Annotated in this window: 8 protein-coding genes; 5 read left to right on the forward strand and 3 right to left on the reverse strand. The window is 57.4% G+C overall.

Annotation, left to right across the window (positions count from 1 at the left end):
- Window positions 1–46: 46 nt before the first annotated feature.
- Together DHV10_RS22470 and DHV10_RS22475 are read left to right on the forward strand one after the other, a co-directional pair.
- Window positions 47–616, forward strand: coding sequence for a sigma-70 family RNA polymerase sigma factor (locus DHV10_RS22470; RefSeq protein ID WP_204101503.1), 570 nt, complete (start codon window positions 47–49; stop codon window positions 614–616).
- Window positions 613–1662, forward strand: coding sequence for a serine/threonine-protein kinase (locus DHV10_RS22475; protein WP_109488657.1), 1050 nt, complete (start codon window positions 613–615; stop codon window positions 1660–1662). Before DHV10_RS22470 ends, DHV10_RS22475 begins: the two co-directional genes overlap by 4 nt.
- Here DHV10_RS22475 and DHV10_RS22480 read toward each other — a convergent pair.
- The 3 genes from DHV10_RS22480 to glgP form a co-directional block, all read right to left on the reverse strand.
- The gene (locus DHV10_RS22480; protein ID WP_109488658.1) at window positions 1637–4627 is read right to left on the reverse strand and encodes an SMP-30/gluconolactonase/LRE family protein; all 2991 of its coding nucleotides are present in this window, start codon (window positions 4625–4627) and stop codon (window positions 1637–1639) included. The two genes, DHV10_RS22475 and DHV10_RS22480, sit on opposite strands and share 26 nt — an antisense overlap.
- Before the next feature lie 84 nt (window positions 4628–4711).
- A complete protein-coding gene (locus DHV10_RS22485) occupies window positions 4712–5302 on the reverse strand; it encodes a hypothetical protein (RefSeq protein WP_162601795.1) in 591 nt (196 codons plus the stop codon).
- Window positions 5303–6243: 941 nt separating this feature from the next.
- Entirely contained in the window at window positions 6244–8901 is a 2658-nt protein-coding gene (gene glgP, locus DHV10_RS22495) for an alpha-glucan family phosphorylase (protein ID WP_162601796.1), read from the reverse strand.
- A 408-nt stretch (window positions 8902–9309) separates the two neighbouring features.
- Here glgP and DHV10_RS22500 point away from each other — a divergent pair, with 408 nt between their 5' ends.
- The 3 genes from DHV10_RS22500 (at window position 9310) to DHV10_RS22510 (ending at window position 13351) form a co-directional block, all read left to right on the forward strand.
- Complete coding sequence (locus tag DHV10_RS22500) at window positions 9310–9657, forward strand: PadR family transcriptional regulator (protein WP_109488701.1); 348 nt, start codon at window positions 9310–9312, stop codon at window positions 9655–9657.
- Window positions 9654–12377 carry an ABC transporter permease gene (locus DHV10_RS22505; protein WP_109488661.1) on the forward strand — a complete coding sequence of 908 codons (2724 nt, stop codon included), beginning with the start codon at window positions 9654–9656 and terminating at the stop codon, window positions 12375–12377. Before DHV10_RS22500 ends, DHV10_RS22505 begins: the two co-directional genes overlap by 4 nt.
- A gap of 221 nt (window positions 12378–12598) precedes the next feature.
- Window positions 12599–13351, forward strand: a complete 753-nt coding sequence (locus DHV10_RS22510) for a glucose 1-dehydrogenase (protein WP_109488662.1) — start codon at window positions 12599–12601, stop codon at window positions 13349–13351.
- Window positions 13352–13390: the final 39 nt, after the last annotated feature.

A 13390-nucleotide genomic window follows, 5' to 3' on the forward strand; every position in this document is an offset into this window, starting at 1 on the left:
CCGGGTTCGCGTACACAAGGAGCGTTTCGCTAGAGAGGTCAGGAGAGTGAGTTCTCAAGGTGAAGTCACCAACCTGCTCGCAGCCTGGGGTAAGGGCGATCAAACTGCCCTGAACGACTTGATGCCGCTGGTGTACAACGAATTGCACCGGATGGCCCGCCGCGCCTGGACCAAGCAGCAACAGGGAAACACGCTGCAGCCGACGGCGCTGATCAATGAAGCATTTCTCAAGCTAGCAGGAGCAGAGAACGCCTCGTTTCAAAACCGGTGCCATTTCCTTGCAGTGGCGTGTACGGCGATGCGGCAGATCCTGGTGAATCATGCGAAGAGCCGTCATACCGGAAAACGCGGCAGCGGTGCAATCGCGTTGTCGATTGATGACGTGCAGCTGGCTGTGAATCAAGAGGCTGCGGAGGTTGTGGCGCTGCATGAGGCCCTGACGCGACTGCAGGAGTTGGATCCGCGGAAGAGCCAGGTTGTGGAGATGCGATATTTCGGGGGGCTGAGCATCGAGGAGACGGCAGAGGCGCTTGGGATTTCCGTGATCACGGTCAATCGAGACTGGCGCCTGGCGCGGACGTGGCTCATTCGCGAGATGAAAGGTGAAAGCGCGTGACTGCGCCGGTTCGGTGGGACGAGATTGAGCGCCTCTTCCATGAGACGGTGGATCTTCCGCCGGCCGAGCGGGAAGGTCTTCTGGAGGCTGCGAGCCCGCCGCTCAGGGCAGAGGTGGAGTCACTGCTACGGACCAACGATCAAGAGCTTTTCGACGTACCGCCGGTTCACCTTGCGGCTGATCTGCTCGATCAAAGCCCCGGCGCTTTGGCGGTAGGAGAACGCGTAGGGAGCTACGAGATCGAAGAGCTGGTCGCAACGGGCGGAATGGGCGAGGTTTACAGAGCGCGGGACTCGTCGGGGACCCTGGTTGCTTTGAAGATTCTTCGCCGACACCTTGTTTTGAGTCCGCAGGCCATCAGCCGGTTTGAGACGGAGGCCTGTGCCGCGTCCGCATTGCACCATGCGAACATCGTGAGAATCTGCGAGTCGGGCGAGTCCTCCGCGGGACTCTTCATCGTGATGGAGTGGGTGCAAGGACCGACGTTCCGGCAGCTGATTGGCTCGGCGGAGGTGAGTATCGCTGTCGCGACTGACTGGAGCGAACAGGCTACGCGGGCTCTGGCCGCGGCCCACGCTGCCGGAATTCTTCATCGGGATATCAAGCCGGAGAACATTATTCTGCGTACTGACGGAGTGCTGAAGATGCTGGATTTTGGTCTCGCGAGGCTTGATGGTCCGGTAAGGATTGAGCCGGATTTGACGGGGTCCTCCGGAACGATTTCGGGGACCCTGTCGGGGACCTTGCTGTATATGTCTCCGGAAATTCTGAGGGGCGAGACTGCGACGAGCGCTTCCGACGTCTTCTCACTGGGTGCATTGCTGTACGAGTTGTGGACGGGCAGGCATCCTTTCGCGGGGGATACGCCGCTCGACGTGTTCGAGGCGATCGAATGCCGCGAGGTTTTGGCGGCCTCTGCATTGCGAGCAGGCATACCCGCGGAGATTGATGAACTCCTCTTGCGGATGCTCGATCGAGATCCGGCCGGGAGGCCGCGCGCAGAAGAGGCGTCTGCGGTGTTCAGTAGATTTTCAGAGAGAACATAAACTCGGTTCCCGTGTGACCGGGGCGGTCATGTGCGAGGGCGAAGCCGGTGGAGAAGGTCGACTTCACCTGGGAGAAGATCACTGTCCGCAGATCGATCTGAGCTCCCACATCTTCATAACCGGCGCGGTCATCGCCTGCCGGGTTTGCGACGAGACCGCCGGTAAACAGCGCGAGCCGGGCCCAGTTGCTATACAGCTTAGTTGAGCCAAGATTGCGGAAATGAAGCGGGGTGAGATCCCACTCGACGAGGGATTTCGCGAAGTTGTTCGCACCGATTTGATCGATGTGAACGCCGGGAAAGCTGTAGTACTGGCGATAGCGGCTGAAGTCCCGCTTGTCGACCCAGTTGTTTCCGAAGGCGCCGAAGTAGAAGTTCGCGAATGGATCAGCCGCGTTGCCGAACGCGCCTCCTGCCGATGAGCGTATCCATAGAGAAGAATTCCGGAGCGGAAGGAGGAAGCCACGAGTGTATTCGCCCCACACGTTCGGAAATATCTTAGGGAATGTGTTGTTGATTTGCGCTGTTGCGCTCCATTGCACTCCGTTTTCTTCTTCGACGGCGCCGAGCGATTTCTGCAGGTTCGAATAGGCCAGGCTTGCTGTTCCCGCCACAAATCTGGTGTGCGAGGCAGAGACGTTCTGGTAATCGGGAAGTTTGTCGAGGCCGGAGTACCCGGACAGGTTAAGGACGAGATCGAGTGTGCGGTCGGAATCGTGAATGATGTTCTTGCGCTTTTCTCCGACGAGAGCGAAGCCACGGCGACCAACTTTGGTGGGGCCGAACAGATCGTAAAAATCAGCTCTGTTGAAATATCCGGAGAGTTGCCAGTCCCAGTATCTTGTTTCAATGGCTGCGTGCAGGCGATCGCGAATAGCGCGCGAGTTGTCCGGGGAGTAGGAGGCAGTGGCCGTCATGTGACTGAGGCCGAGGCTGTCGCCGAAATCGAGGCGCACGCCGCCGGCCTTCGAGTCCTGGTATCCCTGCACGATCGGGTATGCGGACTGAAGTTGGATATTCCGCAGTGGATGATAAAAGCCCGCATAGGTCCTGAGCCGGAGATCGTCGATGTTGTTGCGCGAGGGCAGATTCCATGACTTTAGCTCGGGAAATTTCTCGACGACGCTTTCGCCGAGGTAAGGGATAGCGTTCACGTCTTCGATCGCTTTGACCGGCAGGTTCACGAGTCGAAAGCCTCTTGCGGAATACTCGAAGGCAGCCAGGCTGCCGTCGGGTAGCGGAAGGGGGCGGAACAGTCCCGTCTCAGAGTTGCTAAGCGCTTCGAATTTATGCTCCTGCAAGTCGAAGCGGAAGAGGTTGGATGCGCCCGTCAGGTAGGACGATCCGTACAGGTAGCGTCCGTCCGAGGAGAAGACGAATCCGTCGGGCGAGTTGTATTGAAAGTCGTGCAAGACCTCGGGATCGAATTTTTCAGCGAGCAGGTCGGCTGCTTGAAAGCGCACCAGGCGTTGCGTTCCCGTTGTGTCGACTAAGGCGCCGGTCAACTGTTTGCCATCCGGTGAGATGTCCAGATTGAAGAGATCAGACGCGTAGGGAAGCGTGTGGAGAACCTGCAGAGTTTTTGAATTGGGCTGTAGCCGAACGATGCTGGAGAGACCGTTGTCGTGTCTCACGCCCCATATGGTGCCGTCGGCGCGACTGAAGACCAGGTCGCCCATTCTCAGGTTCGCTTGGATGAGCTTCCGTTTGCGTGTAGCGAGATCGAAGACATAGAGGGCTCGCAGGCCGTGCGTATTGTTGGTGGTGAAGAAGAGGCGGCGACGATCAGGATCGAAGGCCAGCGATGTGACTTCGTAGACGGCCCCGCCTCGAACGTCGGTGAGATGCTCGACGCGTCCCGAGTCGAGATGAATGGCAGCAATGTACGGCATCGGCCCGGTGTGCCTGACGGCGACATAGATTGCATTCGACTTTGGATCGTAGAAGGACCTGGAGATCGAGCCGAGCACCCTGGAGGAGAGCGGCTTCACGGGTGTAAGCGGGTACTGCTGGATTGACTTGAGATTGGAATCCTGCCACTCGCGCTCAGTGGCGATCCATTTCCTCCATTCGTCGTGAAGGGAGACGCCGTAGACCTTTCGGAATTGGCTTTCAAAGTATGCGTGGCTGGCATTGTTGCGCACGATCCAGGCGGTGAGTTTATCGGGCCCATACTGGCGTGCCAGATAGTTCATGAAGCGCGTGCCATAGAGGTAGGAATTTGCGCCTACCTGGAAGTCGGCAGAGGTACCCTCGGATTCGAGGCCGACGACGTCGTAGATGTAGCGGTGGTCGCGAGCCAAACTCCGAAATACCATCTCGTCGTAACCGCCCAGACCGCGGCCGAAGCCGCCTCCAAGCCAGGTCTCCATAAAGACGGCAGCACCCTCATGGAACCAGCGGGGTGAGTACACGCGGGGGCTGCCGAGGAAGCTGAAGGGGATGGAGATGGGATCGTCTGTGTTCGGCATGATCTTGCCTGCGAAGCTCTTCCGAAACAGGGCGTCGCGCTGGGCGGGTTCGTCGCCCATAACGATGTGCATCATTTCGTGTTTCGACATCAGGCCCATGCGCTCGGCCGAGGGTAGGGTCTCAAAGACGAGGTTGAAGGGCTCAATGCCGATCTGGATGAAGCTGACAGGAACCGTTCCGGCGCCGCCGTATCCGGAATCGTCGAAATCCTGGATGAGCACCGTAATCTTGCCCTTTGGCTCATAGCCGAACTTCTGGCGATAAAAGTTCGACGCGTTCTCAAGGGAGCGGATCAGTAAGGGAGCAAGATATTCGTGCGCAGGGGAGTAGTAGACGATTCGGAACTGCTTTGTTTCCTGCGTATACAGGCGAGGTTGGGCGTACGAAGTGCAGGAGGCCAGAATCAGCAGGGAGAGGATCAGAAGAGAAAACGGACGGATGCAGGGCAGTGTGTGGGAGGCCTCGACGCCGCGCCCGACCGTTTTGCAATCCATTCGAAGGTCCCAGAGGGTTTGGGCGGGGGAGGGCCTGATGGGGCGCAGTTGCCGGGGGCAGCAACTGCGCTCATGTTCTGACGGTTAGAACTTCATGGCGGCCTGAATTTGACCACTGTTTAGCTGGTAGAGCATGTTGTTATTCAACTGGTACAACATGCCATTGCTCAACTGGAACATCTGGCCATTGGCGAGCTGGAACATCTGCCCGGTATTGAGCGCAAGCAGCTGGCCATTCTGGATTTGTAGCATCTGGCCGTTCTGCAGTTCGAACTTTACGCCGTTCTTCAGGGCCAGCAATTGACCGGCGTGCAATTGGTATAGCTGCCCGTTCTGCAACTGCAACATCTGGCCGGTCTTCAACTTGAAGACGTAACCGTTTTGAAGGGCCAGGAGCTTGCCATTGTTCAGCTGGTACATGTCGCCGTTCTTGAGTTGGAAGACCATCCCGTTCTGCAGTTCCGGCAACTGATGGTTCTTCATCGAGTCGATGGTCGCTTGCATGGCGACTGGAGCAGCACCCGGGGTCACCGCTGCGTCAGCCGGCTGCTCTGCGCGATAGACCTTGCGCTCGCCAATGGCGCCCTGACCGTCGCGCCCGGCTGCTGGGGGATAGATACCAAGACCGTACATCAGGCCCCCGGCCACGACCACTGCAGAGCCCACGAAGAGCAAGAGCTTGTTCCTGTTCATGTGTTTCCCCCTGACCTCGAAAGTTGGCGGCAAACGGAGTGCCTGGGTGGCCGCTCAATGGATATAACAAGAATCCTTGGTGTTTCGTATCATCATCAACGAATTTTTGGTATCTCGCCAGCGATTTCTGAAGAGAGTCGGCAGAACGGGCAGTCGACTGATTTCAAGGGACGAACGCTTTGGGGGAAAAAGCCACATTGGGGGTTTGACAACTATTTGTCGAGCCCCTTTGCGACGGTAGGGCAGCGCTCTGGCTTCGCAAGGCCATCGAGGCGGGCGGAGCGGACTAGTGCGGTACTCCTGCCTGCACGTGTTTCGTGGCGCAAACATACTCATTTTCACTTCGATCGTGCAGTTGCGGGAGGACGTGCAGTCCCAAGTTGAGGAGGTCTCTCTCAAAGGCTTCCTTGGCTGAACTGATTGCCTCGGGTGCGCTTCTAAAGTCAACCGAGGTCCGACAGTCAGGACGGATGATGATGAGCAGGCGTCCTCCGGCACGGAGAAGGCGTTCAATTCTGGAGAGTTGTGCTGCTCCCATTTCTTTCGGCATAGTCCGGATATCGTTGTTAACGAGCACTCCGTCGAAGGTCCGATTGAAGAGAGTGCAACCGGGGGTATCTGAGCAGGCGGACCGTACCTCTGGAAACATCTGGCGGAAGATCCCGAGACGCCCGCGAGAAGCGTCCACGAGGTGAAGACGGAGGCCTGCATCGATGATCAACTGCGGGATTGCACCACCCTCGAATCCGATCTGGAGGATGTCAGCCTCAGGCGGAAATTCGTGAGTCCACCTGCGCACCGTTGCGACGCATGCGTCGGAGTTACTGCGTCGATTAGCCTCAGCTGATCCGCTCTTTTCGTTCACCAGATCCAATTGAGGCCTCTTTCGCAGGCTCCTTAGAGGATGGCGGGATGTTTCGTCGTTAACAAACCAACCGTATTTCGCTTGAAACTCCGCCTGCTGCGGGTACATAGCATTTTTGACAGTAGTCCATCACCATGCGATCCGCATTGAAGCGCCAACCGAGCGTCTTGATTGTTCGTTTCATGCGCTGGATCCAGTGTCTTGGCAGTCCATCCCGGTCCCGCTGGTAGTACAGCGGAATCACTTCTTCCCGCAATACACGGTAGAGATCGGCTCCGTCGCGCTGGTCGTGAACGTCCATATTCAGGTGAGTCCGGCCCTTGCCGATCGCGAATCCGTTGGTACCGTCATAAGCTTCAGCCCACCATCCGTCGAGAACTGAAAGGTTCAGACCGCCATTCAGCACGACCTTTTGTCCGCTGGTACCGGAAGCTTCGAGTGGGCGGCGCGGATTATTGAGCCAGACATCTACTCCCTGGACTAAGTGGCGACCTACGTTGATGTCGTAGTCCTCGATGAAGATGAAGCGATCAGCGAGTTGGGGATCGCGCATCAGTCTGGCGATCTCCTGCAGTACGCGTTTACCGGGTTCGTCATGGGGGTGGGCTTTGCCTGAGAACAAAAACTGTACGGGACGTTTGGCGTCGTTGACTATGCCAGCAAGTTGCTCGATGTCCGCGAGGATCAGGTTCGCGCGTTTATACGTTGCAAACCGTCGTGCAAAGCCGATGGTCAGTGCGTCGAGCGAGAGCAGCTTCTGAAGGCCCGAGATGCTTTCCTTCGATTCGGATCGGCGCGCCGCCTGAGTAACGAGACGGTGCCGCGCGAATGCAATGAGCTGAGCTTTCAGCGCCAGATGAGTCTCCCAGAGCTCCCCGTCGTCCACCCTTTCGATTTCCGCCCATGTGTGCTTATCGCCGCTGCGGCCTTGCCAGTCGACGCCAAGATGCCGGTCATACAGACGCTTCATCTGTGGTGCAAGCCAAGACGGTACATGCACGCCATTGGTGATGTGGCCGATGGGGACAGCGTCTTCTGGCTTAGTGGGATAGAGGCTCCACCACATCGAACGGGAGATCTCTCCATGCAACGCAGAGACGGCGTTGGCGCGGCGAGACAACTTCAGGCCTAGAACTGTCATGCAGAACTGCTCGTTGTAGTCTCCTGGATGCACGCGGCCAAAGCCGAGCAGGTCATCTTGAGAGATGCGCAGTTCGTCGCGAAGAGGACCAAGATGCTCTTCGATCAAATCGGCATCGAAGCGGTCGTGCCCCGCAGGAACCGGAGTGTGCGTGGTGAAGACGACTTCACGTGACACCTGGCTGGCGGCCACCGTAAAGTCAACACCCTCTTCCTGCATGCGATCCCGGATTGCTTCGAGAACTGCAAAGCCGCTGTGTCCTTCGTTCAGGTGCAGAACTCCGGGTGTGATGCCCATGGCTCGCAGCACTCGATATCCGCCGACTCCGAGAAGTAGTTCCTGTCTTATGCGGGTCCGATTATCTCCTCCATACAACCGAGATGTGAGGTCGCGGTCTTGGGGTTCATTGCCTTCTACATCAGAATCGAGCAACAACAGATCACAACGCCCGACGCGCATTCGCCAAACCTTGGCTGAAATGACGCCGGAGCGCGTCTGAAGCTTCAGGGTGATGGGCTGCCCGTTTGCACCAATCGCGACCTGCATGGGAAGTTTGGTCACGTCGGTGTCAACATACTCTTCGTGCTGCCAACCGTCAGAGTTGAGTCTCTGAAGGAAATAGCCCTGTCCGTAGAAGAGTCCAACGCCAACCAGCGGAATATCCAGATCGGACGCACTCTTGATGTGATCACCGGCGAGCACTCCGAGACCACCGGAGTAAATCGGAATGGACTCATGCAGGCCGAATTCGGCCGAAAAATAAGCGACCGGCCGAGGACGGAGTACGCCTGCATTGATTGTTCCCCAAGTATTTTCAGCGCCGAGATACTCTCTCTGCCGCCGGTAGCAGTAGTTGATTCTGCTGTGCAAGCCAAGTTGCGACGCTCTACGTTCCAGCTCGTGGAGGGGAATTTCTGACAATAACGCGATTGGATTCTGATTCAGTTCACGCCAACGGGTTGGGTTCAGATCGCGAAAGAGTGCGATGCACTCCGGATCCCAGCTCCAGGCAACGTTTCTTGCCAGTGCCCACAGGCGTTCCTGAGCGGGCGCAAGGAATCGGTCCAGTGTGCGCGCCTCGCAAACCACCGGAGCAATCTCGCCGCCGACCTCCTGGAGCATCTGAACTTCGACTGGACGAAATTCGCGGATCTCCTTGGTCTGGATAATCAGCACGCCTTGTAGAATTCCGCGGTCAACGAGAGGTACGCCGAGAAAGGAGTGATACTCGCTCTCCCCGGACTCGCGGAAAAATTTAAAGCGAGGATGATTTGCTGCTTCTGAAACCGCAACAGGCTGAACACGCTCAGCGACCAGCCCGGTCAGCCCTTCATGAAGGGGCATCCGGAGATTGCCGATGCAGTCTGGGTGAAGTCCTACAGAGGCGGCGAGGACGAGGTTCGAGCGGTCTGGCTCAAGCAGATAGATCGAACAAACATCCGTGCTGAATCGTGTCGCAATCAGCCCGACAACGTTGATCAGCGTGGCCGCAGGTTTGCCCTCTTCAATGAGTGCCGAAACCTCCTCGGCGCTCAAGACCCCAATCGATGGACCTTCGTTGCATGCTTGTGCCATTGAGATATCTCTCCAGGCAAGGCGTGTCGGGTATTCAAGCAGATAGTAGATGCCATAGAGTCAGGATCCTATAAAGGCGACCGCCGCTTTAGCTCAAGAAGAGAAGCTCTTCGCCCGTTGTTCTCCTCAGCACGCATCGATCGCTTCCGGGTAGTGTCACTTGCCGGATGAATTCTGAGAGGCGATTGGCGGCTGATACTCGCAGACAGGGATGACGCGGGCAAACGGAACTTGCTGTCCTATAACCGAATCTCTCGATACTCCCCGAACTCCCAAGGGCAACCTCAGGCGAAGAAACCCGTTGGCGAAGAATTAGACTGCGGGTCTGATCCAGGACGTCACATTCCTGTTGCTTTCCAAAACGAGCGATGGCATATTCGTGTTGGAAACCAAGAGGTGACTTACAAGATGCCAGACAAGTCTGATGTTCCTCAGGGAACGCTTGCTCTGATGGTCCTGAAAACGCTCGATCTGCTGGGGCCTCTTCACGGCTACGGCATAGCTCGGAGGATTGAGCAGATCAGTGGCGATCTTCTCGCCGTGAACCAGGGAACTCTCTATCCACTTCTCCTTAAGCTGGAGAATGAGGGCGCGATCGCCTCGGATTGGGGCACCTCAGAGAACAATCGGCGCGCTCGCTTCTACCGTTTAACGAACGCTGGAAAAAGGCAGTTGCGGACCGAGACCGGCGATTGGGAGCGAACGGCAGCGATTGTCGCAAGGTTTTTCAGTGCCAAAGCGGAGGATCTGGCATGAAGTTGCTTCGCCGCCTCTTTGTCCGTATGGCAAGACTCGTGACCCGTAGCCGTGACGATCGTCGCTTGCTTGAAGAGATTGAAGAGCATCTGGCAAGCCAGACGGAGGAGAATGTGCGTGCCGGAATGGCCGTGGAAGAAGCGCGCCGACAGGCGGCTCTCAAGTTCGGCCCAGTGGGACCGATTCGGGAGCGTCTTCATGAAGAACAGACTCTTCCAGTTGTCGAGAACTTAATTTTGGATCTCCGCTTCGCGGTTCGGATGCTCCTTAAATATCCAGGGTTCTCATTTGTCTCGATCGCTACTATCGCACTGGGCGTGGGAGCGACGACAGCGATCTATAGTGTGATCGACGCCACGCTCCTGCACCCGCTTCCGTACCCAAATCCTAGTGAACTGGTGCGCGTTCAGGATGATCTTCCAGGTGTAGGAGCTGAGCGTGTGGGCATCTCGATACCTGAGTTGAGAGATCTGGCGAACTCGGGAATCTTTCAGTCGATCGCGATTGCGGGCCAAGGTGCGAACGTCAACCTGACCGGCACGGCGCAGCCACTTCGTCTCAGTTTCAAGCAAGTCACTCCAAACTACTTCGCAGTACTGGGTGTGGACGCGCAGCTTGGGCGCACCTTCAATCCGCATGACTCAACGCCCGGCTACAATCTCGAAGTTGTGCTCAGCGACGGGCTCTGGAGACGAGGACTCGGCGCTGACCCGCAGATTGTCGGCAGAACAGTGCTCCTGGACAACGACCAATATCAAGTGGTGGGCGTGATGCCGCGAGGGTTCCGCGATCAGGGCGCGACCAGCGAAGAGCAGAATGTGGAGCTGTGGCTCGGGGCCGGATTTGCGGGAATGCCTTTTCCCGCTCCGTCGCGTAGTTCACGGCATGCGAGTCGGGCGGTTCTTGGGCGGTTGAAGCCTGGGCTGTCCGTAGCATCGGCGCAGGACCGCCTCAACACGCTGGTGGCTTCGCTGAGTAAGCAATTTGCGGCGGATTATCCACCACAGACCCGATGGGCGGTGCGTCTGATTCCGCTCAGCGAGACTGTGGTGGGCAGTGTTCGGAATACATTGTTTCTGATCTTCGCCGCGGTGGGGATGGTGCTGCTGATCAGTTGCGTCAACGTGGCAAACCTGCTGCTCGCCAGAGCTAGTTTGCGAGGTCGCGAGATCGCAGTTCGGCAAGCGCTTGGTGTGCAACGAGCGCGCCTCATCGGCCAGCTTCTAACTGAGGCTCTGCTTCTTTTCCTGCTCGGAGGAATTACCGGCGTCGCCGTTCTCTTCTGCACGCACCGCTTCCTGCTGAGCCTGGTTCCCGCTAGTCTTCCGCACGAGAACGACATTGCCATAGGATGGGGGGTCTTGGCATTCGCGCTTGCCGTTTCCGCTGGTGCGGGAATTCTCTTCGGACTTGCTCCGGCATGGCTGATGAGCCGGACCGATTTGACAGCTACGCTCCGGCAAGAAGGGCGCGGGTCGATAGGGTCGTTGGGCCGCTCGCGAATGCGCCACTTTCTGGCCGTCAGCGAGCTGGCGCTTTCACTGGTGCTGATGGTGGTCGCGTGTTTGATGCTGCGCAGCTTCTGGGACATGTTGAAGGTGCAAGCCGGTTTCGATCCTGAGCGTGTTATGGCTGTTCAGATCTCGCTGCCAGGTCCGAACGATCCCAGGACCGATCCATATCAGACCGCAAGACAGGAGTCGGTCTTGTTGCGCGAAATACTCCGCCGAAGCCGAAGCCTGCCCGGTGTGGAAGAAGTGGCCATGGGTGACGAGGCTGCGCTTCCGCTGGGCCACACTCTTCCGATCAGGTTGCCATTGATCCGGGAAGGCATCGAAACGCTGGACAATGAAGCGCCTGTGGTCGACAGTCCGATCGTTTCGCCCGGATACTTTCATCTGATGGGCATGCCGCTCGAGCGCGGACGAATGTTCACCGATGGCGACGTTGAAGGTACGCCAGAAGTTGCGGTGATCAATCAGTCAGCGGCCCGGACATATTGGCCCAATCAGGATCCAGTCGGCAAGAGGGTCCGGCTGCATCTTGATACCCGTGGGCTAGCGGGCCCTGCTCAGCCGGTGTGGACGACGATCATCGGCGTGATTGCCGATGCTCGAACAGAATCACTGTCTGAGAGAGCGATTCCGCAAGTCTATCGCAGTTCCTACCAGCGCGTCTCGAAAGACTTGGTCCTGTTTCTTAGCGGAAATCTGGATCCGGCTAACATCCCGGTTCAAGTACGCCAGCAGGTCCAGTCTATCGACGCCAGCCTTCCTGTGTTTCGCGCGCAGACTCTCAAAGAGGTACTCTCCGCCTCGCTTTCGTTCCGGCGATTCTCCATGGAGATGGTGACTCTTTTTGCGATTACGGCGCTCCTTCTCGCTGGGCTAGGTATTTATGGAACGATCTCTTACCTAGTGAACGAGCAAAGACGCGAAATGGCGATTCGATTGGCGCTCGGTGCGCAGCGAGCGAACATTCTGAATCTGGTCCTGCAACGCGGGCTGAGGCTAGCCGCGACAGGGGTCTGCTGTGGTGTGATTGGAGCGCTCATCGCCTCCCACTTGATGGCTGGATTGCTGTTCGGTGTCTCGCCGCGCGATCCAGGCACATTTGCCAGTGTCACCGTTCTCCTTACCGGGGTGGCGCTGGCTGCCACCTATATCCCTGCGCTTCGCGCGATGCGCGTTGATCCGATCACTACTCTTCACTCCGAATAAACTGCCAGATGAGTTCCAGTCAGTAAACGGCCGGATCATCAGATCTCGGCGTGGGCCGGCCGGGTGTTCCAGCAGCTAAAAGAGCTCTGATTCCATTTGCCATTTCATATCCGCCTTTTTCGCAAAATCTGAGCATTGTTGAATCGACAGCCAGGCTGCCGTCATCATTTCGATGTACGTCGAAATATTCACTAGATGGCAGGGCGCGAAAAGGAGCAGGTATGGGAAAGCTGAATGGGAAGATTGCACTCGTAACAGGTGGAAATAGCGGTATCGGGTTGGCTACGGCTAAACGCTTCGTTGCCGAAGGAGCGCACGTGTACATCACGGGGCGTCGGCAGGAATCTTTGGATGCTGCGGTGAAGGAGATTGGCAGCAATGTTACCGCCGTACAGGGTGACGTCTCGAAACTGAGCGACCTGGATCGCCTGTTTGCGCAGATCAAGCAGGAGAAGGGGCAGCTTGACGTTGTGTTCGCCAACGCCGGGGGAGGCGAGTTTGTTCCGCTGGGCAGTTACACCGAAGAGCATTTCGACAAGACCTTCGACATCAATGTGAAGGGTCTTGTGTTCACCGTACAGAAGGCATTGCCGCTGTTGCCGGACGGCGCGACCATCGTGCTCAACGGTTCCATCGTGTCGATGAAAGGTTTCGAGAACTTCGGGGTCTATAACGCGACAAAGGCCGCGGTCCGCTCGTTCGCGCGTACCTGGACGAACGAATTGAAGGCCCGCAAGATTCGCGTAAACGTGGTAAGCCCTGGACCGATCGATACGCCGGCGATTTCAGGCCTAGTGGGGAATGACAGTGAGCAGGAGAAGCAGCTGAAGGCTAACCTCGCTGCAGGCGTTCCGCTTGGCCGCATGGGCCTGCCCGACGAGTTGGCCAAAGCCGTCGTGTTCCTTGCATCCGACGACAGCAGCTTTGTCGCTGGAGTCGAGTTGTTCGTTGATGGCGGATTTGTGGCGGTTTAAAGGGAGTGCCGGGGGTTGGTTGCGCCTCCGGTACACTTC

Origin of the sequence: Occallatibacter savannae (assembly GCF_003131205.1) — a bacterium.
In the GTDB taxonomy this organism is placed as follows: Bacteria; Acidobacteriota; Terriglobia; order Terriglobales; family Acidobacteriaceae; genus Telmatobacter; species Telmatobacter savannae.